General features: G+C 41.4%; 21 protein-coding genes and 1 pseudogene. 14 read left to right on the top strand and 8 right to left on the bottom strand.

All coding sequences use genetic code 11. The annotated features are described in order from the left end of the window. Positions 1-272 precede the first annotated feature (272 nt). The 5 genes from EHS15_RS17870 to EHS15_RS17850 all read left to right on the top strand — a co-directional run bounded on the left by EHS15_RS17870 (position 273) and on the right by EHS15_RS17850 (position 4,684). Positions 273-701, top strand: a complete 429-nt coding sequence (locus tag EHS15_RS17870) for a VOC family protein (RefSeq protein ID WP_135761954.1) — start codon at positions 273-275, stop codon at positions 699-701. Positions 702-740: 39 nt separating this feature from the next. Continuing rightward, positions 741-1,751 carry a zinc-dependent alcohol dehydrogenase family protein gene (locus EHS15_RS17865; protein ID WP_135761953.1) on the top strand — a complete coding sequence of 337 codons (1,011 nt, stop codon included), beginning with the start codon at positions 741-743 and terminating at the stop codon, positions 1,749-1,751. 154 nt (positions 1,752-1,905) lie between these two features. Next, complete coding sequence (locus EHS15_RS17860) at positions 1,906-2,871, top strand: c-type cytochrome (RefSeq protein ID WP_246052288.1); 966 nt, start codon at positions 1,906-1,908, stop codon at positions 2,869-2,871. Between the two features lie 55 nt (positions 2,872-2,926). Beyond that, a complete protein-coding gene (locus EHS15_RS17855; protein WP_135761952.1) occupies positions 2,927-3,688 on the top strand; it encodes a rhomboid family intramembrane serine protease in 762 nt (253 codons plus the stop codon). Between the two features lie 135 nt (positions 3,689-3,823). Then, positions 3,824-4,684: an ankyrin repeat domain-containing protein gene (locus EHS15_RS17850; protein WP_135761951.1), complete on the top strand. Its 861-nt coding sequence runs from the start codon at positions 3,824-3,826 to the stop codon at positions 4,682-4,684. Positions 4,685-4,868: 184 nt separating this feature from the next. On the opposite strand, the gene EHS15_RS17845 is transcribed toward EHS15_RS17850, so the two are convergent. Further along, positions 4,869-5,090 carry a DUF1858 domain-containing protein gene (locus EHS15_RS17845; protein WP_135761950.1) on the bottom strand — a complete coding sequence of 74 codons (222 nt, stop codon included), beginning with the start codon at positions 5,088-5,090 and terminating at the stop codon, positions 4,869-4,871. A 65-nt stretch (positions 5,091-5,155) separates the two neighbouring features. On the opposite strand from EHS15_RS17845, the gene EHS15_RS17840 reads away from it, so the two are divergent. The 3 genes from EHS15_RS17840 (at position 5,156) to EHS15_RS17830 (ending at position 11,336) form a co-directional block, all read left to right on the top strand. After that, on the top strand, positions 5,156-5,578 hold the full coding sequence (locus EHS15_RS17840; RefSeq protein WP_135761949.1) for a 6-carboxytetrahydropterin synthase: 423 nt from the start codon (positions 5,156-5,158) through the stop codon (positions 5,576-5,578). 569 nt (positions 5,579-6,147) lie between these two features. Continuing rightward, positions 6,148-7,935, top strand: coding sequence for a PAS domain S-box protein (locus tag EHS15_RS17835; protein ID WP_135761948.1), 1,788 nt, complete (start codon positions 6,148-6,150; stop codon positions 7,933-7,935). Between the two features lie 194 nt (positions 7,936-8,129). Beyond that, positions 8,130-11,336: a bifunctional cytochrome P450/NADPH--P450 reductase gene (locus tag EHS15_RS17830; protein WP_135761947.1), complete on the top strand. Its 3,207-nt coding sequence runs from the start codon at positions 8,130-8,132 to the stop codon at positions 11,334-11,336. Between the two features lie 35 nt (positions 11,337-11,371). Here EHS15_RS17830 and EHS15_RS17825 read toward each other — a convergent pair whose 3' ends face one another. From EHS15_RS17825 to fabR, 3 genes are all read right to left on the bottom strand, one after another. After that, positions 11,372-11,839 (bottom strand): carboxymuconolactone decarboxylase family protein, encoded by a 468-nt coding sequence (locus tag EHS15_RS17825; RefSeq protein ID WP_135761946.1) that lies wholly within the window; start codon positions 11,837-11,839, stop codon positions 11,372-11,374. A 35-nt stretch (positions 11,840-11,874) separates the two neighbouring features. After that, positions 11,875-13,041 carry a chloride channel protein gene (locus tag EHS15_RS17820; RefSeq protein ID WP_342775532.1) on the bottom strand — a complete coding sequence of 389 codons (1,167 nt, stop codon included), beginning with the start codon at positions 13,039-13,041 and terminating at the stop codon, positions 11,875-11,877. Between the two features lie 101 nt (positions 13,042-13,142). After that, entirely contained in the window at positions 13,143-13,778 is a 636-nt protein-coding gene (gene fabR, locus EHS15_RS17815; protein WP_135761944.1) for an HTH-type transcriptional repressor FabR, read from the bottom strand. A 130-nt stretch (positions 13,779-13,908) separates the two neighbouring features. Between fabR and EHS15_RS17810 the strand changes: the two genes are divergently transcribed. The 4 genes and pseudogenes from EHS15_RS17810 (at position 13,909) to EHS15_RS17795 (ending at position 16,809) form a co-directional block, all read left to right on the top strand. After that, positions 13,909-14,994 (top strand): ferredoxin reductase, encoded by a 1,086-nt coding sequence (locus EHS15_RS17810; RefSeq protein ID WP_135761943.1) that lies wholly within the window; start codon positions 13,909-13,911, stop codon positions 14,992-14,994. Positions 14,995-15,029: 35 nt separating this feature from the next. Further along, positions 15,030-16,196 (top strand): fatty acid desaturase family protein, encoded by a 1,167-nt coding sequence (locus EHS15_RS17805; protein ID WP_135761942.1) that lies wholly within the window; start codon positions 15,030-15,032, stop codon positions 16,194-16,196. 173 nt (positions 16,197-16,369) lie between these two features. Then, positions 16,370-16,543, top strand: a pseudogene (locus EHS15_RS17800) (ChpI protein); the annotation flags it as partial. Beyond that, positions 16,516-16,809, top strand: coding sequence for a type II toxin-antitoxin system PemK/MazF family toxin (locus tag EHS15_RS17795; RefSeq protein ID WP_135761940.1), 294 nt, complete (start codon positions 16,516-16,518; stop codon positions 16,807-16,809). The pseudogene EHS15_RS17800 and the gene EHS15_RS17795, both read left to right, overlap by 28 nt. 59 nt (positions 16,810-16,868) lie before the next feature. On the opposite strand, the gene EHS15_RS17790 is transcribed toward EHS15_RS17795, so the two are convergent. From EHS15_RS17790 to EHS15_RS17775, 4 genes are all read right to left on the bottom strand, one after another. After that, positions 16,869-17,366, bottom strand: a complete 498-nt coding sequence (locus EHS15_RS17790) for a MepB family protein (RefSeq protein ID WP_135761939.1) — start codon at positions 17,364-17,366, stop codon at positions 16,869-16,871. Further along, positions 17,356-19,080, bottom strand: a complete 1,725-nt coding sequence (locus EHS15_RS17785; protein WP_135761938.1) for an acyl-CoA dehydrogenase family protein — start codon at positions 19,078-19,080, stop codon at positions 17,356-17,358. Before EHS15_RS17785 ends, EHS15_RS17790 begins: the two co-directional genes overlap by 11 nt. Positions 19,081-19,166: 86 nt before the next feature. Next, on the bottom strand, positions 19,167-21,116 hold the full coding sequence (locus EHS15_RS17780; RefSeq protein ID WP_135761937.1) for a SpoIIE family protein phosphatase: 1,950 nt from the start codon (positions 21,114-21,116) through the stop codon (positions 19,167-19,169). Positions 21,117-21,178: 62 nt separating this feature from the next. Continuing rightward, positions 21,179-21,397, bottom strand: coding sequence for a hypothetical protein (locus EHS15_RS17775; RefSeq protein ID WP_135761936.1), 219 nt, complete (start codon positions 21,395-21,397; stop codon positions 21,179-21,181). Positions 21,398-21,617: 220 nt separating this feature from the next. Here EHS15_RS17775 and EHS15_RS17770 point away from each other — a divergent pair, with 220 nt between their 5' ends. Together EHS15_RS17770 and EHS15_RS17765 are read left to right on the top strand one after the other, a co-directional pair. Next, positions 21,618-22,607: a radical SAM protein gene (locus EHS15_RS17770; protein ID WP_167884282.1), complete on the top strand. Its 990-nt coding sequence runs from the start codon at positions 21,618-21,620 to the stop codon at positions 22,605-22,607. Then, entirely contained in the window at positions 22,588-23,343 is a 756-nt protein-coding gene (locus EHS15_RS17765; RefSeq protein ID WP_135761934.1) for a hypothetical protein, read from the top strand. The genes EHS15_RS17770 and EHS15_RS17765 overlap by 20 nt, the downstream gene beginning before the upstream one ends. Positions 23,344-23,430: the final 87 nt, after the last annotated feature.

Here is a 23,430-nt window from a genome sequence, read left to right as displayed (position 1 = left end):
ATAATATTTGATTTTCTTCGACATTTTTGTCTCCTAAAAAGGAGCTTTTTAATGTCCGTTTTTTGGTAGGAACTCCATAGACCCGCCACCCAATGCGTTCCATATATCTCATGTAAGTTGTTTTCGATATTCATTTTCCATTTTCGCAAATTTTTTTAAAAATGTTTTCACCTTTTTGCCCTTTCCTTTCGGGGAGCTGCGGTAGGTACCACAAATAGGCCGCCTCTTTTTACTTTACCTAATTTTATTTTCCTCAAGAATTAGATTTCATTATGAAACAAAAACTCAACCTAATCACTCTAGGAGTTTCCGATCTTTCCCGTTCTCTCCAATTTTACGAGAAAGGTTTAGGTTGGAAAAAATCAAGCGCCAGCCAAGAAACAGTCGCCTTTTTTCAGTTAAATGGCCTTGTCCTTTCTCTTTTTAACAGAAAGTCTTTGGCCGAGGATGCTGAGGTGGATGAAAAAGGAAGCGGATTTCCCGGAATCACACTCGCTTATAATGCGGAGAGCGAACAGGAAGTGGATGAGGTGATTGAAAAAGTTCGTTCTCTCGGCGCTAAGATTCTCAAGACGCCTCAAAAGGTTTTTTGGGGAGGATACAGCGCTTATTTCGAAGATCCGGATGGACATCTTTTTGAGGTTGCTCACAATCCTTTTTTTCCTTTGAATGCAAAAGGCGAAGTAGTTCTTCCCGACTGAAATCGGAAGCACTCTAAAAATATAAACATATAAAATCGAATGAAACAAATTCAACTCTCCTCTTTTGGAATTCAAAATCTTTCTTTAGCAGACGCCCCCGAACCGGGAAAACCGAAAGCCGGCCAAGTATTGGTTCGTATGCGAGCCGCATCTCTGAACTTCAGGGACAACCTAGTCATTGCGGGCAAATACAATCCTAAGTTTCCGACTCCTATGGTTCCTTGTAGCGACGGAGCGGGAGAAGTAGTTGAGATAGGAGAAGGTGTCACTGAATGGAAAGTAGGAGACAAGGTGCTTGCCACATTCGCTCCTAACTGGATCGCAGATCACGCTACTCATCAAGAAATGAGACACACATTAGGTGGTCCTTTGGACGGAACCTTACGGGAATACATTCTTTTTCCCGAAACCGGTTTGGTGGCCATGCCTAAACATTTGAGTTTTGAAGAGGGTGCGACTCTTCCTTGCGCAGCGCTCACAGCCTGGTCCAGTTTTCATGTATTCAGTAAATTACTTCCGGGTCATACTGTCGTTGTACAGGGAACAGGTGGTGTTTCTTTGTTTGCATTGCAGTTTGCCAAACAAGCAGGGGCGAAAGTATTTTTGACTTCTTCCAGCGAGGAAAAATTATCCAAAGGAAAATCTTTGGGAGCCGACTTTCTGATCAATTACAAAGAAGTTCCCGAATGGGGAAAACAGATCCGCAGCCTAACGGAAAAAATCGGAGCCGATCATATCGTGGAAGTAGGAGGAGCGGGAACTTTGGAGCAGTCGATTATCGCTTGCAAACCTTTCGGAGTGATTCATTTGATCGGAATTTTGGCAGGACGTTCCGGTGAACTGAACCTTCTTCCTGTTGTCATGAACAATATCAAGGTGCAGGGAATTGTCGTGGGAGGAAGAAAGGCGTTTCAGGCTATGAATGCCGCCATAGAAGCGAGTGGACTCAAACCTGTGATCGACCGAATTTTCCCTCTATCTGAAACGAAAGAAGCTCTCGATTATTTGAAATCTGGTTCTCATTTCGGAAAGATAGTGATTCAAATATAGATAGGTTCATTCGTTTCGTTAAACTTCGTTTATATTTGATTTTCATTCTCAAATAGAATTCATAAATTCTAATATAGTTTTGAGTTTCTAGTTGCGTTGTGCAAAGATTCTTGTTACTTCTATTTCACTTTTAGAACAAGAATTAGGTTGCTTCGTGAAAAAAATATTAATTTCCACCTTCTCCGTTTTGGCAGCGATCGCTGCCTGTTTCTTCTTATATATCATGTTTGCTTTTCCAAAACAGGAAAAGCCGGAATCGATTACAATCGAACGCACTTCTGCTCGATGGGAACGAGGTCGTTATCTTGCGAATGCGGTTGCCGCTTGTATGGATTGCCATTCGCAAAGGGATTGGAATTTATATGCAGGTCCAATTGTCCCGGGAAGTTTGGGTGCGGGTGGGGAAGAGTTCAATCAGAAGCTCGGTTTTCCAGGAAAGTATTTCGCTCCCAACATCACTCCAGATTCCTTAGGTGACTGGACGGACGGAGAAATCAAAAGAGCCATCACTACTGGAGTCAGTAAAAACGGTCGTCCTCTGTTTCCTGTGATGCCCTATCTGAATTATGGAAAGATGGATTCGGAAGATATCGATTCCATCATCGTTTATTTGCGAAGCCTGGAACCAATTAAAAAAGAAATCCCTCAATCCGAATCCGATTTTCCTATGAATCTAATCATTCGCACCATTCCTACGAAAGCTAATTTCACACAGATCCCGAAACCTTCCGATCGTTTGGAATATGGTAAGTATCTATTTACTGCTGCGAGTTGTGCGGACTGCCATACGAAACAAGAAAAAGGAAAACCGATAGAAGGAATGGAACTCGCTGGCGGTTTTGAATTTCCTATGGGAGACGGCAGTGTGGTTCGTTCTTCCAATATCACACCCGATCGGGAAACAGGAATCGGAAATTGGTCGGAAGATCGATTCGTAAATCTGTTTAAAAGTTTCGATTCCAAAACGTACAAACCTCATGTTGTCGAAAAAGAAGGTTATAACACGATTATGCCTTGGGGAATGTATGGGAATATGACCAAGGAAGATTTATCCGCAATATTCGCATACTTGCAAACTGTGAAACCCATTCGAAACGAAGTGATACGATTCAGTAAATAAATATTCCTTGCTGAAAATCAACTTTAGTTTAAGTTAGGTGCTATGGCGATGATTTATGTTTATTATTGAAAAAGCAAATCATCGTTCCATCACTCCCTTCGTTACCTTTTTCCTAATATTGATTTGGATTTTCGTATTTTTTACGAACGTGTTTCGGTTGGATTTGTTTCAAGCTTCTAAAGAAGTGGATTTACACTCCCTTGTAACGAACATCTTTTTCCATAAAAGCTTTTGGGAAATTCTAATCAATTGTATCTACTTTTACATGTATGGGGACAATATTGAGGATGTATTAGGCCATTTCCTTTTTATTATAGTATTGGTCTTTCTTTCTATTTTTGTAAATTTATCTTATGTTCTTTTGAATTGGAATTCTACCTTACCTATATTAGGTGCTTCCGGTGTAGTCTCCGGAATTTTGGGAATGTATATTGTGTTTTTTCCGAAAGTAAAAACGACTCTCATTACCAAAAAATTCATGTTTTCGGATCTTCCCGTAGTAACAAGCCTTATATTTTGGGTTCCCTATCAATTTATTGTTATGTTCTGGGAAATGCAGGCGAATGAAACCGCTTATGTATTTTATTCGCATGTCGTCGGTTTTATGTTAGGATTTTCGCTTGCTCATTGTTTTCTTTTTTTCGGATGGAGAGATCGTCATAAGGAATCGATTCGATTTTCTACAGGGAATTTAAAAACAGTGCTTTGTCCTAGCTGCAGTGCTCCTAAAGTCATTCCGAGTTACGGGCGTTATAAATGTTCCTCTTGTGAAAGCGAATATTACTTCGATAGAAAAGGATCTCGCATTTTATTTTAAATTACCAAGAGGGAGTGGATAGTTTTTCGGTCAAGGCGAGTTGTGCTTAGTTTAACAATTTGTATGGTAGAATATTTGAAAAATTTTATATACTTTGTGAATTTTCTTTCAAAGATGGGGAACGGAGTGATTTAAATGAACCAAAGAATTTTTACATTGCTGATCGTAGCTGCGCTTTTTACCTCAAATTGTAAAACGCCTCTACCTCGTATAATTGGAGAAGGTAAAACAGAGGAAGCCAAACAACGTTTATTGGATGGAGGAGATCCGAACGATATAGATTGCGAATCGTCACTTTATATGGCCGCAAGAATCGGAGACATTGATTTGGTAAAACTTTTACTCGAAAAGGGTGCCGATCCGAATTTAAGATCACGAGAATGCGTTTATGGCTCCGGTTTCTTAAGGTATCGTGCTGGGAATCGTTCTCCTTTAGAAAAGGCAAAAACATTAGAAATTGCGAAATTGTTAGTGAATAAAGGTGCGAATCCTAATTTCGGCGGATTTAGGGAAGCTTTTGGTGCTGCTCATGATGAAACACCTTTGCTCGTACAAATTGAACTGGAACAATACGATATCGCCGAATTTTTAGTGAAGTCCGGTGCGAGTGTGAACATTTATGTTACAAGTACAGGCAAGAATATATTCTTACAAAAGTTAGATAGGAAAGAGGTTGCAGGAAAAGCCGGCGCACAAAAGTTAAAGGCTTTGTTGGTATCGAAAGGTGCCAAGGATCTGGATCTTTCTAAATCAGCTTCCCTCTCCTTAACACCGGTAGCATCTTACACTCATTTGACGAACGGAGAAAGCACTCTTATGCCTTCCAATATTGCAAATGCATTGTTCCAAGACCCTAGCAAATTCGTTCCACTTACGATGGATGCAAAAGATCGAAGATACTATCACTATTCGGAATTTGTAATCAATGAAACACAGATGAACCTTCACGAATGGCTGATCCATCGAAAAAATCAATTGGGACAGATTAAGAAATAGCAAGAGGGATGCGGCGGGTTCTAAGTCCGACGAAAATGAAAATAAGGATCTCTAGAAAAGAAGAGAAACGAACTCAGTATAAAAAGGGAGTGGGAGGACCGAAGCGTAAGCGGAGCCCGAAGCAGCCCGACCCGGAGTTTGTGAAACAAAATCCGGGGCTTGCCCTTAGGACAGTGAAGGAAGATTAATCTTCTGCGAAAAGATTGTTGAGGGAGTCGATGAGAGTCTCTACTTCTACTCCGTATCCCATACAAACTTGTTCGATGGTCTCTACTTCGTTGATGGAGCAGTGAGAGCATCCACCTAAATGGTAGCTGGAGAAAACAAGTCCAGCTTCCGGGTGAATGGCAATGGCTTCTCCCACTGTCATTTCTTTATAAAAACGGGCTTTTGTTGACTCAGTCATGCCGGAATACCTCAAAAAGGAAATTAACTATACAAATAATAGACTGTCGTCTATTCGTCAATGGAATGTTTACCTCGGAATTTGGGAAATTTTATGTGCGCATTGAGGGTAGGTTTGAATCCGCTCACTTCCTTTACGATTATTTTCCGGATGGCTCGGATGAACCCATCCACGGCCATTCCTGGAAGGTAGAGGTGTTTTTGTCAGGAAATGAGAACATTCGCCCGGATGGAATCAGTTATGACTTCCTGACGGCCCGCAATCGCCTCCAAGAGCTTGTACACAGCATCGATCATATTTTGATCAACGACCATCCTGATTTTAAGGGTGTGAACCCTACTTCGGAAAATGTGGCTCGTTGGTTTTTTTCCGGATTAAAAGACGAAGTTGCGAAAACGAAAGGCCAAATCAAAAGGATCGTGATCCACGAAGGCCCCGAGAATTTGGCTTTTTTTGAACCTGATCCGTCCGGATCGGAATCTAAGTAAGAGCAAGGGGTGGGTGCTGTTACCTTCCTCTTCGAAAGAATGATCTGTTTTTGCTCACATAACTCGGGCTGCTTTTTCCCTTTTTACAAAAACCACCGAACAGGAGTTTGATTTTTTGACTCACAAAACGCTCCTATATGTCCAACGTCTAACTTTTGCAAAGTTAAACGTTGGACATGAAAGTTCTAATCACAAAACTAGTCCACGTATTTTGTATTTTGGCTTATTCGAATTTTTTAAAGTAAAACTGATTTTTTTGTTGATCGTAGTGCAATAAAAATCCCTTTTTAGGAAATTGAGAGGCGATTCTATGAAAGGTCGTTGATTTGACCTCTGTTATGTGTAGGAACTGGGAATTTTCCTTCTTACTGAACAGGTAGACATAATTGTCGCAAATGTAAAAATTTTTGTTAGCTTTTACCTTTATTTGTAAAAAAATCAGTGTCGCTTCGGCCGAATCTTTCTGGTTCAAATTTTAAAATTATATGTTAAAATGGATTTTTCCCTCTCAATTTACAATTTTTCCAATCTAATTTGTTCTTAAAATAGGGTGAGGGGAGGATGCAGCGATGAGTAATGAAAAAGATAAAAAAACTCTTCTGTTAGTTGAAGACGATGTTATCATCGGTATGGCAGAGTCACAATCTTTACGATTTGCTGGTTATAATGTAATATCCGCTACTTCAGGGGAAAAGGCGATCGAAACCGTCAAAAAACAGAAAGGAATCGATTTGATTCTGATGGATATCGATTTGGGCTCAGGGATCGACGGAACCCAAACCTCCAAAGTGATCTTGGAAATCCAAGAAGTCCCCATCGTATTTCTCACCTCTCATTCGGAAAAGGAGATGGTGGAAAGGGTAAAAGGAATCACTCGTTACGGATATGTGATCAAAAACTCCGGCGATTTTGTTTTACAGTCTTCCATTGAAATGGCTTTCGAACTCTTCGAAGCCAATCAGAGAACCAAGAAGAAAGAAGAAAAACTAAGAGTCACCTTAAATTCGATAGGTGATGCTGTGATCGCTACGGACAACCACGGTGCGATCACAAAAATGAATCCTATTGCGGAAAAACTGACCGGTTGGAGTTACCACGATGCGCTCGGTCATACGATCTCTGATGTTTTTAAGATCGTAAACGCAAAGTCCAGAAAACCGGTGGAAAATCCTGTGGATAAGGTTCTGCAGACGGGAAAAATCGTGGGTCTTGCCAATCATACCGCCTTACTTTCTAAAGATGGCAAAGAATATCAAATTTCAGACAGCGGCGCTCCCATTCTGAATGAAAACGGAGAGACGTTAGGCGTCGTTCTTGTCTTTCGGGATGTGACGGAGGAATATAAAATTCAAGAGAATTTAAAGGCGAGCGAAATTCGATTTTCCACCATTTTCAAAACCAGCCCTTTGGGGATGTCTTTGTCCCGTTACAAGGACGGTGTTTATGTGGATGTAAATGACGAGTTTTTGAAGATGTTTAGGTTGAGCCGTTCCGAAGTGATCGGTAGAACCTCCGCCGAACTGGAGTTTTGGGTCAATCCGAACAGTTTGGATTGGATGATGTCCATTCTGAAGGAGACTGGAAAGGTGGAGGGAATCGAACTCGAATTTCTTCGCAAAACAGGAGAAACCGGTGTGCTTCAGATTTTCGTCGAACAGATCGAAATCAACGGTGAACATTATCTACTCAGCATCAATAACGATATCACTCAAATCAAACAGACAGAAAAAGAACTACAAAAATCCATCGCAGAAAAAGAGATCCTTTTGAAAGAGCTGCAGCATCGTGTGAAAAACAGTTTGAATGTAGTTTCCAGCCTATTGAGTTTTGAATTTCACAATTTAAAGGATGAAGATTCGAAACGGATTTTTTTAAACGCTCAATCCAGAATTCATTCCATGTCTAAAATCTATGAAGGTTTATATCGTTCTTCCGATATCGATAAACTGGATCTTCATACCTACATTCAGGATTTGATTCATTCCTTTTCGGAAATGTATGTCATCGATCCGGAGAAGGTTCTGTTTTCCGTGAAGTTGGATCCTGTGAAGATCGATTTGAAACGAGCTTTACCGATGGGTTTGATTTTGAACGAACTCATCACCAACTCTTTGAAATATGCCTATCCTTCCGGTCAGAAAGGAGAGATTCGAATCCATCTGAACAAAATCAACAACCATGTGAATTTAGTGGTGTCTGATGATGGGGAAGGTCTTCCCGGAATGATCAATCCTAAGACAGGGAACCATTTGGGATTTATGTTGGTGCGGAATCTGACAGAACAGTTGGAAGGTGTGATCAGCACCATTTCCCAACCGGGAGAAGGTCTTACCGTCATCCTGAGTTTGAAGCTTTAAGGATTGTCCATTTTCGGTTCCTTGCGGTAGCTCTCTATTTTGGGATGAAAGGCAAAACAGTTCAGAACAAAGTGAAGGATAGTTCAGAAATTATTTGACAAAGAGGAAAATATTTTCTGTAAAAAAGAACTATGTTCTTTTTTGTGTGAGTCTATAGGATCAGTGATTCTTTCACTGAAATCGGTAGGTACCACATGCACATCGTAAAAGACTCTCCCATCCCCGGCCCAAAACCGGACCCCATCCTAGGCAATGTGAAGGACATTGATCCGAACGCTCCCGTTCAATCCTTAATGAAATTGGCCAAGGCCTATGGATCTATTTTCAAGTTGAGTCTTCCCGGTGCGGAAACTCTTTTCATCAGTTCGAGAGAACTCGCTGATGAACTTTGCGACGAATCCAGGTTCGATAAAAAGGTGAGCGCTCCTTTGGAGAAAATCCGTTCTTTTTCCAAAGACGGTCTTTTCACTGCTTACACCCATGAACCTAACTGGGAAAAGGCGCATCGTATTTTGGTTCCTGCCTTCGGCCCTGCATCGATCAAAAACATGTTCGATCCTATGTATGATATCGCCGAACAATTGGTTCTTAAATGGGAACGGTTAGGTGAGAATGTTCCCATTGAAGTTTCCGAAAATATGACTCAGCTTACTTTGGATACGATCGCACTTTGTGCGTTTGACTTTCGTTTTAACAGTTTTTATCAGAATGAAATGCATCCTTTCGTGCATGCTATGGTAAGAGCGCTGAAGGAATCTGGTGCTAGAACCAGAAGACTTTCCATTCAGACACAATTGATGCTTCTCACCAAAAGGCAGTATGATGCTGACATTCGTTATTTGCATAAGGTGTCCGACGATTTGATTGCGGAAAGAAAAGCGCATCCTACGGACAAAAAAGATCTTCTCAATTTAATGCTTCAAGGAAGAGATCCTGTTACGGGAGAAGGGCTTAGCGATGAAAATATTCGTTATCAGATGGTGACTTTTTTAATCGCTGGTCACGAAACCACCAGTGGACTTTTGTCTCTTGCTATTTACGAACTTTTGAAGAACCCAAAAGCACTTCAAAAAATCAGAGAAGAAGTGGATTCCGTTTTAGGCAATGACATTCCTAGATATGAACATTTGGCGAGACTGAAATATGTGGATCAAGTTTTGAAAGAAACCCTTCGAATTTGGCCTACGGCACCGGCCATTTCTTTCCGTCCTTACGAAGATACTGTGATCGGAGGAAAATATCCTGTCAAAACGACCGACACTGCTTTCATTTTAATTCCCAGCCTTCATCGTGATACTACTGTTTGGGGAGAAGATGTGGAATCGTTCCGTCCGGAAAGATTCGAACAAGAAGCTTATGACAAACTTCCTCCCAATTCTTGGAAACCTTTCGGAAACGGACAAAGAGCCTGTATCGGAAGACCTTTCGCTATGCAGGAAGCACAGCTTGTTTTAGCGATGATTTTGCAAAGATTTGATCTATTGGAAAACGATCCTTCGTATCAATTGAAAATCAAAGAGACTTTAACTTTGAAGCCGGATCAGTTTTTTATCCGAGTGAGAAAAAGAAAACCTTCTTTAAGAACAGCTTCTTCCGTTTCCGCAAAAAACACTTCCTACGAGGAAACTTCCTTTTCCTATTTATCTCAAAAAACTTCAAACCAGACTGCAGGATCTGACGCAGCCAAAACCCCTCTTCTAGTTTTATATGGATCTAATAGCGGTTCTGCGGAATCGTTTGCGGAAAAAATCGTTTCGAATGCATCTTATCAAGGTTATTCTGCAGTGATCGGAACTATGGATGAGTATGCGGGAAGACTTCCTAAAGAAGGCGCAGTAGTAGTAGTCACCGCTTCTTACGAAGGACAACCTACCGACAATGGAAAACAATTCGTACATTGGCTGGAAGGTTTGTCTCCGGGAGATTTAAACGGAGTTAGGTTCTGTGTATTCGGTTGTGGAAACAGGGATTGGGCTCGTACGTATCAGGCAATTCCTAAAAAAGTGGACGAAAAACTGGCGTTTGCCGGTGCGGAAAGGATTTTAGAAAGAGGAGAAGCCGATGCAAGAGGGGATTTCTTTGGAGATTTCGATTCTTGGTATGAAACTTTTTGGACAGGTATTTCCGGTCATTTCGGAAAACAGACAAAGGCGGCAGCTTCCGAACCTAGCTTAAAAGTGGAAGTGATCGGGGAAGTTCGTTCTTCTCTTTTGAAACAATCCGACTTGGGTTTGGCAACCATCTTGGAAAACAGGGAACTTGTGGATATGAGTTCTCCTATGGGTCGTTCCAAAAGACATATCCGCATGGCGCTTCCCCAAGGAATGAGATACAGAGCGGGAGATTACCTGACCGTTCTTCCTTCCAATCCGGTTGTGAATGTGGAACGCGCATTGAAACGATTCGGACTGCATTCAGAAACTCAAATCGTAATTAGAACTTCCGAAGAGGGACAAACGCATCTGCCTACAGGTTATCCCGTGAAAATCAGCGAAGTGTTGTTACATTATCCGGAATTGTCTCAACCTGCTACGAAGAAACAAGTAGAGATTCTGGGAAATTCAAGTCCTTGTCCTCCTGAGAAAAACCAGCTCCTTGCTCTTGCAAAAGAGGATTCTTACGGCAAAGAAATTTTGGAGAAAAGAGTCAGTGTTTTGGATCTTTTGGAAAGATACGCATCCTGTATGATTTCTTTCGGGGATTTTTTGGAGATGCTGCCTCCTTTGAAGGCAAGGCAATATTCCATCTCTTCTTCTCCTTTGGGAAAAGAGGATGAGCTCAGTTTGACCGTTGCCATTGTGGATGCTCCCGCTTGGTCTGGCCAGGGTAGGTTCCAAGGAGTTGCTTCACATCATCTAAGTCAGGCGGAAGTAGGTTCTCAAATTTCAGTTTCCGTTCGTCCTTCGCAAGCGGCATTCCATCTTCCTGAAGATTTGGAAACTCCCGTCATTATGGTTTGTGCGGGAACAGGCCTTGCTCCTTTCCGAGGATTCATCGAAGAAAGAGGGATTCAGGCAAAGAACGAAAGAAAATTAGGAGAGGCCGTTTTGTTTTTCGGATGCGATCATCCTGATGTGGACTTTCTCTACAAAGAAGAGATGAAGGTATGGGAATCTCTCGGAGCCGTGACCGTAAAACCTGCGTTTACTTTTGCGGAAGAGGACGGAGTGCAATTCGTTCAACATAGATTGTGGAAGGAAAGAGAGTCCGTGATGGATCTGATCGACAGAAACGCTAAGATCTATGTCTGCGGGGACGGAAGAAGAATGGCCCCCGCGGTGAGAGAAACATTTTTGAAGATCTATCGGGAAAACAAAAACGTTTCCGAAGAGGAAGCCGAAATATGGATGGAAACTTTGGAGAAAACAAGCAGTCGTTACGTGACAGACGTTTTCGGCTGATCCGTCGCATTCCCACCGGCCGTTTCACGGCCGGTTTATTCTTTCCTTAAATTCAATTCTTCCATCGTTGTCTTTCGATTCAATTGATAGTCTTCCGTTAGGTGAAAAATTCTTCCTATCTTTTGAGAAGCGGAAGTGAAAGAAATGAAGGCACAGAGTTCCGCAATTTCTTTATCGCTGAATTCCTCTTTTAAAATTTGAAAATGGGATTGAGAAATGGAAAGATGATCTTTGACGAACAAGTCCGCAAATGCTGCTGCCAGTCCCGTTCTTTTGTCTTCCGGTGAAATCTCCGCTCTTCCAGCTTTTACCATACAATATTCGCATTTGTTTTCAAATGCCATTGTTCTTCGAACTTGTTCCAAAAGATCGGCTCCTAGTTCGGTCTCTTGGAATAAGGATTCTTCCAATGCGTTCCATCTGTCCGTGACTTTGGGATTATGACCCAAGATTTTTTGAAAACCTGTATTTCCGTATTCTGATAGTTCGATTCTAATCGGCATAAGTTTCGGTTTATAAATATCCTAAATCGGGATATTTATAAACCCTCCTGAGTTTTTTGCGTTGAGATGAAAGGATCGTTCGGAGAGAAAAAATAACCGGTCAAACTGGCAAAGGTGATCGGTACGAAATAATGGAAACCTGTCATGGAAGAGAGTAAAATCGCAGTGCTTAAAGGAGTACGTGTGACGCATGCATTCAAAGCCGCCATACAACTGATTGTTGCTAAACTGAGATTGATCTCCGGAAATAGATGGTGCAGTAGAGAGCCTAAGACCGTTCCCACTAGAAACAAGGGAATGATAAATCCTCCTCTCCAGCCGGATGTCACAGTGATGAGAATGGAGAAGATTTTAAAAATAAGAAGAAGCACCAAAAAGGAAATCGTATATTCTCCCGTAAGGATCGTATTGATTTCCTCATGACCGAAGTACCGAGTGAGAGGAAGATAATAGGCGATGATTCCCAAGATGAGTCCCCCCAGAAACATCTTTGCATAGATAGGAAGTTTCGTTTTTTTCCAAAAGAATTGCAAAGACTTGGCAAGATAAATAAAACACCATCCCACTACGACGGCGACAAGAGCGAATAACACAGCATAAAGAAAATCGAACATCGATTCCAAATGGTAATAAGGAAAGTTCCAAACAGGTCCGAATCCCAAATGAACGATCAATGCGAACACAACGTAACTGGCACTACTTGCAACGAGTGCTGGCAGGATGGCTTCGTAGTATTCCACTACATGTTTGTGATGAAGTATCTCCAGAGAAAATAAACTCCCTCCCAAGGGAGCTCCGAATAGTGCGGTGAATCCGGAAGCCATACCCGCAATCGTAAGTGAACGAAAGTTTTCTCCTTTAAGGCGAAGTATTTTTCCCAGAAGAGAACCCGTTGAACCTGTGATTTGCACAAGAGGAGCTTCCGGCCCTAAACTCCCTCCCGAGGAAATACAAAGTAAGGAAGATAAAAACATGGAAGGATTGTTTTTAGGTTCGAGCCTTCCCCGATTGAAACGTATATTATTGACGATGAGTTTGAGTTCTCCCGGATCTCCTATGAAATGGATGATGAGTCCCGCAACAAGTCCGGAGATTGCCATCAGAGGAATCACAAACCAACCTTGGAATTGAGCCATAAAATGAGTTAGGTGTTCCAGTAGAATCCAATATCCTCCTGCGATGCTTCCTCCCAATAAACCCATAAAAATCCAGAGCAGTACAGGTTTACCGAATACAAACGGTTGATAGTTGGATCTTTTTTTGATTTTTTCTACATTGTGGATCAGTTTTCTTTTATGAATTGTCATGACAAAGTTCTGCTTCTTCTTGCTTTTCTGCCTTTGATCGCTCCCGTGAAGATCAATCTAAGCTGTTTTACTGTTTTGGTTTTGATTCTTTTTTCATTCAAGTTGTCTTTCGGATCCGAATCCAGATATTCTCCCGCCATGTGGAATGCGTTGGTGACGATCATCTCGGAGATGAATTCTATATCGGAAAAAGGGACGAACTTAGGAAGTCGCATATCAGATGCTAACTCAGAGGCGATGAAAGACATTTCATTTCGAATGGACTGCCGGATGCGTTTGCTTCCTCCCGTTCGTTCTCTTGAGATGGCGCGAAAGAGAAGCCGGTTCGACTTCACATATTCGAAAAACAATGCGATGGATTCTTGTAGAGCCGTTTTGTAAGCTCCCTTTTTGCGGGCCTCCCGCAGGATGGTGCGTAGTTTTCCTCCCAAATCATCCACAAGGGCCAAGCCCAGCTCTTCCATATTCTTAAAATGCCTGTAAAATGCGGCGGGAACAATCCCTGCTTCTCCTGCGACTTCTCTGAGACTGAGCTCTCCCAAACTCTTTTCTTCTCCCATCAGCTTCAGAGCGGCTTGGATGAGTGTGGATCTGGTGCGTAGTTTCTGTTGGTAACGTTGGTTGAGCTTCATAAATGAATCTTGGTAAACGATTGTTCACTTTTTTTTTCGAGCAAGGAGAAAAAATACAGATTCCGGATTGACATATCTAACAGTGTATGGTAACTCTGTGAACAGTTGTTTACCAAAAAAGAGGCGAAAAATGAAAGCGTTCCCGTTTGTTTACCATAATCCCAAAGAGTATTGGGAGTATTTTCAGCCAAAAAACTGGCTAGAGTTCCTTTTAGAGGAAATTAACCCTACTTTTTCCCTTTCTACTGTGAAAGCGAAAGTGATGGAAATCCGTTCCGAATCCTCAGATTCGAAAACAATCGTTCTCCGAACAAACCGCCATTGGAAGGGATTTGTCGCAGGACAGCACCTTCCCGTGACTGTGGAAATCGCAGGAAGAAGGGTCACACGGTTTTATTCCTTATCTTCCTCTCCTTCCGAAAAATACCCCACCATCACTGTGAAAAAACAGAAAGGGGGACTCGTTTCCAATTTCATCAACGAAAGATTGAAAGTAGGGGATGTGGTCGAATTGGGAACGGCAAGCGGAGACTTCGTTTTGGAAAAAGAAGTTCCGAACAAACTGCTTTTCATTGCGGGAGGAAGCGGAATCACTCCCATTCATTCCATTTTAAAAACCTTACAAGAATCAAATTATAAAGGTCAGGCGAAACTTCTTTATTTCTCCCGTTTTAAGGAAGACATCATTTTATTCTCTTCCTTCTGCGAATTGGAAAGTAAATGTCCTTGGTTGGAAATCAAACATGTTCTTACGGATGTTCCTGCGGAAGGTTTTGATTCCGGTTTTTTAACCAAAGAAATGTTAAATGCATTTGTTCCCGATCTTTCGGAACGTCCCGTATATCTTTGCGGGCCTGCTCCTTTGCAAAATTCCGCAAAGGAATTATTGAAGGGAAACAAAGTGATTTCCGAGTTATTTCTCCTTCCGAATCAGATCCAAACCAATTTTGAAAGCACTGGTCCTAAAGAAGTGGTTTTACTTCAATCCCACAAAACGGTTCTTCTCAAAGGGGAAAAATCGATCTTAGAGGAATTAGAAGATCAGGGGATCTACCCGCCTAGCGGTTGTAGAATGGGAATCTGTCATACATGTTCGTGTAAAAAAGTAAGCGGTTCCGTCACAAATATGCAAAATCAAAGCATATCCGACGGCGGCGAAGAGAACATACAACTTTGTCTCTCTCGTGCGGATGAAAAACTAGAGTTGGATCTTTAAGAATAAATTCGGGGAAATGTTAAGAGGATACGTATATGAAAACAATAAGTAAAAAACTTTCTAAAGAAGAAACAGAAGCTTTCGGAGCTGAGTTGGAAGCGATCAGAACCGATGTGATGGCGAAGATCGGTCAGGAAGATGCGGATCATATCCGAAGAGTGCATCGTGCCTATCGTTATACGGAAATTTTAGGAAGGGGATTGATTCATTTCAGTTTCGAACCGATCACTTTCACGGTAGGAACCTTACTGCTTGCAGGTTCTAAAATTCTGAACAATATGGAAATCGGTCACAACGTAATGCACGGCCAATACGACTGGATGAACGATCCTAGATTCAACTCAAGAACCTTCGAGTGGGACATTGTGTCCGATTCGAAGCAATGGAAATTTTATCATAACTATATGCACCACACGTTTACGAATGTGGTCGGAAAAGATCACGACTACGGTTACCACTTCACGAGATTATCCGAAGAACAAAAATGGAAGCCGGCACATATTTTCCAATCCATCGCAAATGTGTTTCTCGCTTTTAACTTTCAATGGGGAGTGGGCGGTCACGGTTACAAAGTGGAATATATGGAGATTCCTAAAAAACAAAGAAAGAAAAAAAGTCTTAAGGAATACAGAGATGTTTTCTTCAAAAAAGCGGAACTTCAATTGGTGAAAGATTATCTTTTCTTTCCTCTGCTTGCAGGACTCAACTTTCCTAAAGTGTTTTTAGGAAACTTTATTGCGAATATGATTCGTAACCTTTGGACCTATTCCATCATCTTCTGCGGTCACTTCACCGAGAATGCGGAAACTTTCACTCCGGAACAAATCGAAGGGGAAACGAAAGGAGAATGGTACATTCGTCAGTTGAAAGGTTCTTCGAATCTCAGCGGAGGGAACTTCTTTTATCTGATGACCGGTCACCTCAGCCATCAAATAGAACATCATATGTATCCTGATGTTCCTGCAAAAAGATACCGTGAGATCGCTCCCAAATTGCAAGAGTTATGTGAGAAATACGGACAACACTACAATACCGGTGGGTTCATCAAACAGTTCGCATCCGTTTGGAAGAGAATTTTCGCATATTCATTCCCGGATCGAATCGCAAGAAAGATTATGGGAACTGCCGAAGGAATTCAACTTTCTGCGAAACCGCAAATCACCATAGTGGAAGCGAAATCGGAAGAATTGGTTTCCGTTTAAATTCCAATCCTTACGTCACATTTCGAAGCCAGAGAATTTCTCTGGCTTTTTTTGTTAGGACCTGCATCGGATTTTCATTTATTGAAATGTTTCTATCATGTGCTTGAGTCACATTTAGAAATATGGCTACTAAAAATGCTTGATTTTGGTTATACCCGAGTTATACCATTGGTATGAAAACGGCAATTTCCATTCCCGATGATCTATTTATTTTGGCTGAGAAAACTGCTAAAAAGCTCGGGATTCCTAGAAGCCAATTATTCGCAAAAGCACTGGAAGAATTCATCCAAAACCATTCAAAAGATTACATCACTGCTAGATTGAATCAGGTTTTAAAAGACCTGTCATTATAATTCAAGATGATGCTTTTAATGATAGCAGCATCAATACTGTTATAGTCGTTCCATTGACTACCAACATAAATCTCGCTGACGCTCCTGGAAACGTTTCACTCAGTAAAAAAGAGACTCATCTTTCTAAAGACTCTGTCGCAAATATTTCTCAAATCGTTACTCTTGATAGAGAAAGATTTTTGAACAAAGTTTCTAATCTAAAACATAGAAGTTTGATGCAAATTGACGAAGGGATTAAGTTAGTTCTTTCTCTTTCGTAGATGAACTCCACATAACTTTATCTTAATCTTTTTGCCAAATCAGTAGAATATTCGATTATTTAAAGATGTAACAAATATTTAACTCTTTTTATATCCACGGATTTATTCATAGGACTTTCTACGAAGTAGTGCAATTGCCAATCTTGCGTTTTCTTTGCTTGTTTGTTCCCTGCTAAGTCCCAAGGAGGATAGATTCTAAATCCCAACTTCCCCGGTTTTTCTCCGGAGAGAATTCCTTTTTCGTATAGAACTTGTTTCGGAAAAATAAACTGTCCGAATCGATTTTCATCTTTAGCGCTGATGATAAAGTAATCCGTTTTGTCATTGCGATGAAAAGGAACGATCGGGCCTTCCTTACTTCGTTTCCATAAGGTTACGAATTGACCGGTTTTTGTGGGAGTTTTTTTGGAAATGCGGAATCTGATTTTTAGACCGTCTAACTCGAAAGTGCAGGCGCCATACTCCGCACTTTCAAGCTCCGGTTGTACCTGACTGACTCGATTGCCACAGGGATCAAAAACGTATTCCCGAATGTCTTTTAAGACATCAAACTGCATTCTGCAACTGAATCAAATTAGCAGAAAGAATTGCTAGAGAATCGGTATGGAATTTTCGGTTCCAAGATTTTCTCTTTTCCTTTTTTTCTCCTATCGATTTCAGATGCGCTCTTTCCTGTAAAATTCCCACCACAAGTCTGGCTGCGGATTCCACAACTTCGAAAGCATATTCTTCTCTGACGGAAGCTTCTGAAATTTTTTTCCAAGTTTCTACGATCTCTTCGAATCGAGAGCGAACTTGGGAAAGAAGAGGAACATCTTTGATTTCAGAAGAACGCAAATCCAGGTATTGGCGGAAAATTCCCGTAGAAGACATACCGGAAGTGATTCCTCCTATGGCTGCGTTGACTTGGATTTGGGTGGTTCCATCGTATATGTTGGTAATGCGGGCATCTCTGTAGAGTCTGGATAGATCGTAATCTTCCGTGTATCCCGCTCCACCGAATACCTGAAGAGCATCATAAACAAGATCGTTGCACATTTCCGAATTATAATATTTAGAAATAGGAGTGAGAGTGTTGGCTACCTTTTCCCAGAATTTTGCATCTTTGACGATTTTACTTTCAGGGTCGAGGCCTTTTAAGTCTTCCGTCCAATAGTATTTGTCTACGGAGTAGGCGGCTTCCACCATCAGGCAGCGCATTCCTGCGATTTCCCTTTCCATTCGATCTAACATTCGTTTTACTGCGGGGATCGTGATGATCGGTTTGCCGAATTGGATTCTTTCTTCTGCATACTTTTTCGCTTCTTCGTAAGCAGTCGTGGCGATTCCTGTTCCTTGGGAAGAAACGCTGAGTCGTGCTCCGTTCAGCATCCCCATCACGTATTTTACCAGTCCGAAACCTTCTTTTCCTACGAGATACCCTTTGCTATTTTCAAATACCACCTCACAAGTGGCAGATGCTTTGATTCCCAGCTTTTTTTCTATTCCTGAAACTTCGTAGTCTTTGTTTTCCACTATGAAGAAAGAAAGACCTCTGGCACCGCTTTCTTGCGTTCCTGTTCTTGCCAAAGTCAGAGTCATTCCCGGTTCTCCGTTGATTCCGCAGGCAACCGTTTGAAATCGTTTTGTACCTGTTAGGTACCAATCGTCCCCTTTTTTGACCGCTTTGGTGGTAATGTTAGGAAGATCGGAACCGAAGTCCGGTTCTGAAAGTCCCATAGTGACCGTATAACGGTTGGATATGAGTTTGGGAATCCATTCTTCCTTCATTTCTTCGGAAGCACATCGTTCTAAAATGCTGGCAAGTCCCATACTTCCCACTGCGATCGTAATAGAGCTGTCCGATCTGTACATCAATTCTGCGATCATCGCTTTGACTACGTTGGGAACACCTAACCCGCCGTATTTGCGCTTGAAACCTGCCGGGCCGAGTCCCGCATCATGGTATTTATGAATGACATCCACCATCGCTTGAGGATGAGTGACTGTTCCGTTTTCGTATTTGAGTCCCTCGTGGTCTACATCCTGCGCTACTTGAGAAACGTAAACTCCTGAGATTTCTCCGCAAGAATTCAAAACTTCTTCATAATAAGCTAGAGCTTCTTCCGTGGAGGAGGGAGCCATCTCCAAACGGGGATGATTCGTTTGTGCGTAAGTTTTCGCATCTTCGAAATCGTGTTCGTAAACGGGAACGATTTCCTCCCAATCGATTAGAGAATGGAAGTGTTCTTTTAAATCTTCGTTAGTTTGGAAATAATTGCCCTGGATCATGGAGTCCCCTGTATGGATAAATTCTAACAGGGAAGGATTTTGATTAAACCATAAATTTGGAACCGCTTCCGAATTCTAAATTCTTTTTAGAATGAAAAATCGAATACGAGCAGAGTTTTATCGTCCCGTATGCGGATGGATTGTTCCGGAAGTTCGGAGAGTTTTTTGAAAACTGCCTGCACCAGTTTTTCGGAACCTAAAGATTTGTTTTGTTGAAGGAATTTAGGAAATTCTTCATCACCAAACATAGAGTAATGATCGAATTTGGCTTCCGTGATTCCGTCCGTATAAACGACAACCTTGTCTCCCTTCTTCAACTGCGATTCCGCAACATGGAATTCCTTTTTCAATAGATCCGAAATGGCGGAACCTTTGGGACGGATTCGTTCCAATACTCCCGATTTACGAATGAGAATGGTTTCCGGATGGCCCGCATTGGCTGTGATCATTCTTCCCGAATCCAGATAGATGGTGGAGATGGCGGCGGTAATGAAATTTCCATGCAGATTTCCTTTCAGATGCTGCACAATATTGTTCATCATGTCTTTCGGGGAATCGATGTAATCGACCCAGTTATGGAGTGCGATTTTTGTCATCGAAGCGAGAAGCGCCGCAGGGATTCCGTGACCGGACACATCGCACATAAAGATCCCTAATTTTTTTTGCGAAGGATCATAATAAATGTCCAGAAAATCCCCTCCGATTTCCATACAAGGTACGTAATCGAACGCGATGGATTTATTTAAATCGGAATGAGTGATTTTAGGAAGGAGAGAACTTTGTATGGTACGGCCGATTCTTAATTCTCTGTCTAAAATTTCTTTTTGATCGTGAATTTGTTTGGTCCTTATGACCACTTCTTCTTCCAGATTGTGGTTCAGATCATCCAATCCTTTTCTAGTGACTTCCAATGCGGTATAGGTCTCCGAAAAATGGATGGCAAGTATGACGGAAAATAAAATTACGAAGGCAACGAAACTTTCCAAAATCAAAGGACTCCAAGGAAGATATCCTAGGAAAACGAACGCACTCTCGATATAGAATACGAGTATAAATAAAAAACCGATAAGCTGCAATCCGCCATATTGTCGATGTTTTTTTGTTAGACGGTAACAAAGAAAGGTCATGTAGATGATAAATAGGAAATTACATTGGATGAAAGGAACGAATAGATAAGTGTAATAATTTCGTATCGAACCGATGAGAAGTATCTCCAAAAAGGATGCTGCAAAAAACAGAAAATAAATCCCGAAAGCAACCGTATCGATTACATTGAACTTTTGTTTGTTGAAACTTCTGAAGAAACAAAGCATCAGCATGGGAATGACGGTCGCTCCCGAAAAAGTGATCATTTCCAAAAGAGAGATAGGGATGGGAAGATAGTAGAGGAGAGAAGAATATCCTCCTCCCCATAAGGCGACGATTAGGCTGATCAAAGAAAAATAGATAAGATACACCTCTTCCTTTCGAATCAAAAAATAGATGCAGAAATAAGCGGCGATGAACATACAAATGGCGATTTGGCTGGAGAAACGAGTGAACCAAAGCAGCCATTTCTGATGGATCGTTTGGAAATGTCCGATGGCGATAGGGCGAAAAGAACCGTTCAATCGGGGATAACCCAGTTTCATCCGAATCGTATTTTGTTCCGCTAGAACTCCCTGAGGGATCGGTTTGACATTGGGAAAAGAATAAATGGATTTTCTGTTCTCTAAACTGGAAAAGTCGGATGGATATCCGATCCTGGTTCCGTTGAGAAACACTTCGATTCCCCCGGAATAAAAAGGAAGCAGCATTGCATAGTTTGCTTGGGGATGGAATTCGTCGAAGGTGAATTTTTTCTCCAGTAAAATGCCGCTTTTAGGAGAGGAGCCAAGCCAGCCTTTGTTACAGTCGATTTCTTTGTGCGGAAAATCGGTTTCCACATCTTCAAAACCGTCGCATAGATAGAGGAACTGGTCTTTGTCCGTAATATGGAAGAAAAAATACAGGCTGAGAAAAAGGGAAATCGCAATGACGAGGAGTGTCTTGTTCAAGGGATTGTCTCACTTACGTAATGCACCAACCAAACAATGCAAAACGTAAGCTGAAATGGAAATTAATAATTTGTATCGAGAAGGTTTCCGACCGCTTTTTTGGTGAGTTTGTCTTTGCCTCCGACTAGTTTGCTCGCATCGGAATCGGACAGTTCATACCCCTTGGAATGGAACCATTCGGTTACTTTTTCCTTTTTTCCCTCTTCCAGCAGCACTACAAGATCTTTGGCCAAATTTACATCTTTCGATGCATCCAAGACGAAATCTAAAAAACTTTTCATAGAATCTCCATTTTGTTTTCAAGACATAACACTGAATTATGTGGTTGCCCTGAGAATTCTGACAAGTATCGATGATTGTAAAATGCAAATCTAGTAAATTTTTCAGACGCTTATAAAAATATTTCCGGTTAGTTGGTACCACAAAACCGCATGATAAACGTTGTCTTTCGATTGAAATAAGGTTTGCTTCCTGTTTTCTTACTCTTTTCACTGCTCTATTGTGGCAGAATCGTTATCCACTCTTTCCTTGGAAGTAACTACAGTTTGCGATTTGAAATGTAAACACTGTTTTGCTTTGTCTCCTCCCGTTTCCAAGGCAAGACTTTCCTGGGAATCCGCAAAGGAAATCATTCATCTCGGTTGGGAATCAGGATTTAGAGTGCTTCATATGACAGGAGGAGAGCCCACTCTTTGGAAACATTTATTCGATGCGGTTCGACTTGCGCAAAATATAGGTTATACTGCTGCCTATTTCAATACCCATGGCGGTTTTTTGACGGAAAAATTCTGCAACGAATGGAAGGAGGTTTCCGATTTTGTTTTTTGCACTTTGAGTTTGGACGGCAAGGAAGAGACACACGATTCATTTCGAGGGAAAGGAACTTGGCAAAGAGCAGTGGAAGGATTGAAACAAGCGGAACGGGCGGGTCTTTCCGTGGATGTTTTTTTTACGGTTCGGAAATCGAATTGGGAAGAGATTCCAGAATTCACAAGCTGGCTTTATACACATTTTAAAAACATTAGACGTATAACATTAGTTCAATTTCATTTGTCCGAAGATGAAAAACATTCCTTTCCGGAAGAACTTTTATCTGAGGAGGAATTCGTAAGCGTAGTCAGGATGGCCTCTTTACTTTGTTTAGCCGGTTATGAATTTTATTTTTTGGACAACCCTTTGACGAATGTCACTTCCGAGAAAATCGGTTTTATTCTGCCGTCACCTTCTCCTTCTTCCAGAAGAAAGTCCCATGCATTTTTTTTCCAAGATCAGACTTGGGGGTACGCTCATTCGCTTCGCGAATTCAAACAAAAAATAAGTTTGGGAGAGTTCATCGAAACGAAAATCGAACAGCCGGATGTTTGCATTTCTTGCCCTCACGAAAAAGACTGCGAAACTCACGGAGTTCTTCCTCCTGTGGAAGGTTTTTTCGGAAAGGAAACAATTCCTTTTTGCAGAAGAGTATTGGATTATGTGGAAACAAACGTTTAACGAAGAAGTAAACTCTTCTATAAGAGAACTTCCCAAACAATTACAATCAAATGTTTTGTTTTCTTTCTTTCAAAAAACATCTTTGGGATTGGGGGAGGAACTTTCTTGGATTTCTTTATTTCCCTCTCCTGCACATTCTTTTTTGGACTGTTTTCCTTCCTTGCCTCAAGATCGATTGTTCCAGCTAACAAAAGCTCATGTAATGTCTCTGTTCATTCATTATCTGGACGATCAGATCATTGATGAAACTTCCGACTCCGTAGTAAACTTTTCCCTCATTCATTTCCGAACCATTGTTTGGCAAAGACTAATGAATTATGTAAACGGATGGAAGGATTGGATCGGAGAGAGAGGGATCCAAAACTTTCATTCTGCGGCTTCGGATTATCTGGCATCCGTAGAAACAAAAAACCATCACTTCCGCACGGACCTTTCTTTTTCCGAGGATCTATTTTTGGAACAAGTAGCGATTACAATCCGGCTTCCTTTTGAAGTCGCCAGACAGTCCATGGGACAGAAAGATGCTGAGATTCTTTGGGAATTGATGAAAGGTTTCGGGTTCGCTTGGAGGCTTTTTGATGATTTTTTTGATGAAAAAGACGAAAATTTTCCCGATAGAGACAAATATTTGTTAGATGAAAAAGGAAAAATAGCATCTCGACTTCCTATACCGGAACAAACATCCCCTTTGTTTTCCTATTACAAGGATGTTCTGGGATTTCTAAAACAGGTTTGATTTACTTTCCAGGGTAAGTCAGATTTGGTATGACTCGGGGCGGTTTTCTCCGCTTCCAATTCTCACAGTCGAACATTTCAGGAGATC

The sequence above is a fragment of the Leptospira idonii genome (assembly GCF_004770995.1).
GTDB classification, from domain to species: Bacteria; Spirochaetota; Leptospiria; order Leptospirales; family Leptospiraceae; genus Leptospira_A; species Leptospira_A idonii.
The sequence above is the reverse complement of the archived record's forward strand: the minus strand, read 5'-3'. Positions and strand labels throughout refer to the sequence as shown.

What these genes read in the sequence shown, in the direction of transcription:
- EHS15_RS17870 (WP_135761954.1), top strand. Translation starts at nt 273, where the DNA reads ATGAAACAAAAACTCAACCTAATCACTCTAGGAGTTTCCGATCTTTCC.
- EHS15_RS17865 (WP_135761953.1), top strand. Translation starts at nt 741, where the DNA reads ATGAAACAAATTCAACTCTCCTCTTTTGGAATTCAAAATCTTTCTTTA.
- EHS15_RS17855 (WP_135761952.1), top strand. Translation starts at nt 2,927, where the DNA reads ATGTTTATTATTGAAAAAGCAAATCATCGTTCCATCACTCCCTTCGTT.
- EHS15_RS17850 (WP_135761951.1), top strand. Translation starts at nt 3,824, where the DNA reads ATGAACCAAAGAATTTTTACATTGCTGATCGTAGCTGCGCTTTTTACC.
- EHS15_RS17845 (WP_135761950.1), bottom strand. Translation starts at nt 5,090, where the DNA reads ATGACTGAGTCAACAAAAGCCCGTTTTTATAAAGAAATGACAGTGGGA.
- EHS15_RS17840 (WP_135761949.1), top strand. Translation starts at nt 5,156, where the DNA reads ATGTTTACCTCGGAATTTGGGAAATTTTATGTGCGCATTGAGGGTAGG.
- EHS15_RS17835 (WP_135761948.1), top strand. Translation starts at nt 6,148, where the DNA reads ATGAGTAATGAAAAAGATAAAAAAACTCTTCTGTTAGTTGAAGACGAT.
- EHS15_RS17830 (WP_135761947.1), top strand. Translation starts at nt 8,130, where the DNA reads ATGCACATCGTAAAAGACTCTCCCATCCCCGGCCCAAAACCGGACCCC.
- EHS15_RS17825 (WP_135761946.1), bottom strand. Translation starts at nt 11,839, where the DNA reads ATGCCGATTAGAATCGAACTATCAGAATACGGAAATACAGGTTTTCAA.
- EHS15_RS17820 (WP_342775532.1), bottom strand. Translation starts at nt 13,041, where the DNA reads ATGGGTTTATTGGGAGGAAGCATCGCAGGAGGATATTGGATTCTACTG.
- fabR (WP_135761944.1), bottom strand. Translation starts at nt 13,778, where the DNA reads ATGAAGCTCAACCAACGTTACCAACAGAAACTACGCACCAGATCCACA.
- EHS15_RS17810 (WP_135761943.1), top strand. Translation starts at nt 13,909, where the DNA reads ATGAAAGCGTTCCCGTTTGTTTACCATAATCCCAAAGAGTATTGGGAG.
- EHS15_RS17805 (WP_135761942.1), top strand. Translation starts at nt 15,030, where the DNA reads ATGAAAACAATAAGTAAAAAACTTTCTAAAGAAGAAACAGAAGCTTTC.
- EHS15_RS17790 (WP_135761939.1), bottom strand. Translation starts at nt 17,366, where the DNA reads ATGCAGTTTGATGTCTTAAAAGACATTCGGGAATACGTTTTTGATCCC.
- EHS15_RS17785 (WP_135761938.1), bottom strand. Translation starts at nt 19,080, where the DNA reads ATGATCCAGGGCAATTATTTCCAAACTAACGAAGATTTAAAAGAACAC.
- EHS15_RS17775 (WP_135761936.1), bottom strand. Translation starts at nt 21,397, where the DNA reads ATGAAAAGTTTTTTAGATTTCGTCTTGGATGCATCGAAAGATGTAAAT.
- EHS15_RS17765 (WP_135761934.1), top strand. Translation starts at nt 22,588, where the DNA reads ATGTGGAAACAAACGTTTAACGAAGAAGTAAACTCTTCTATAAGAGAA.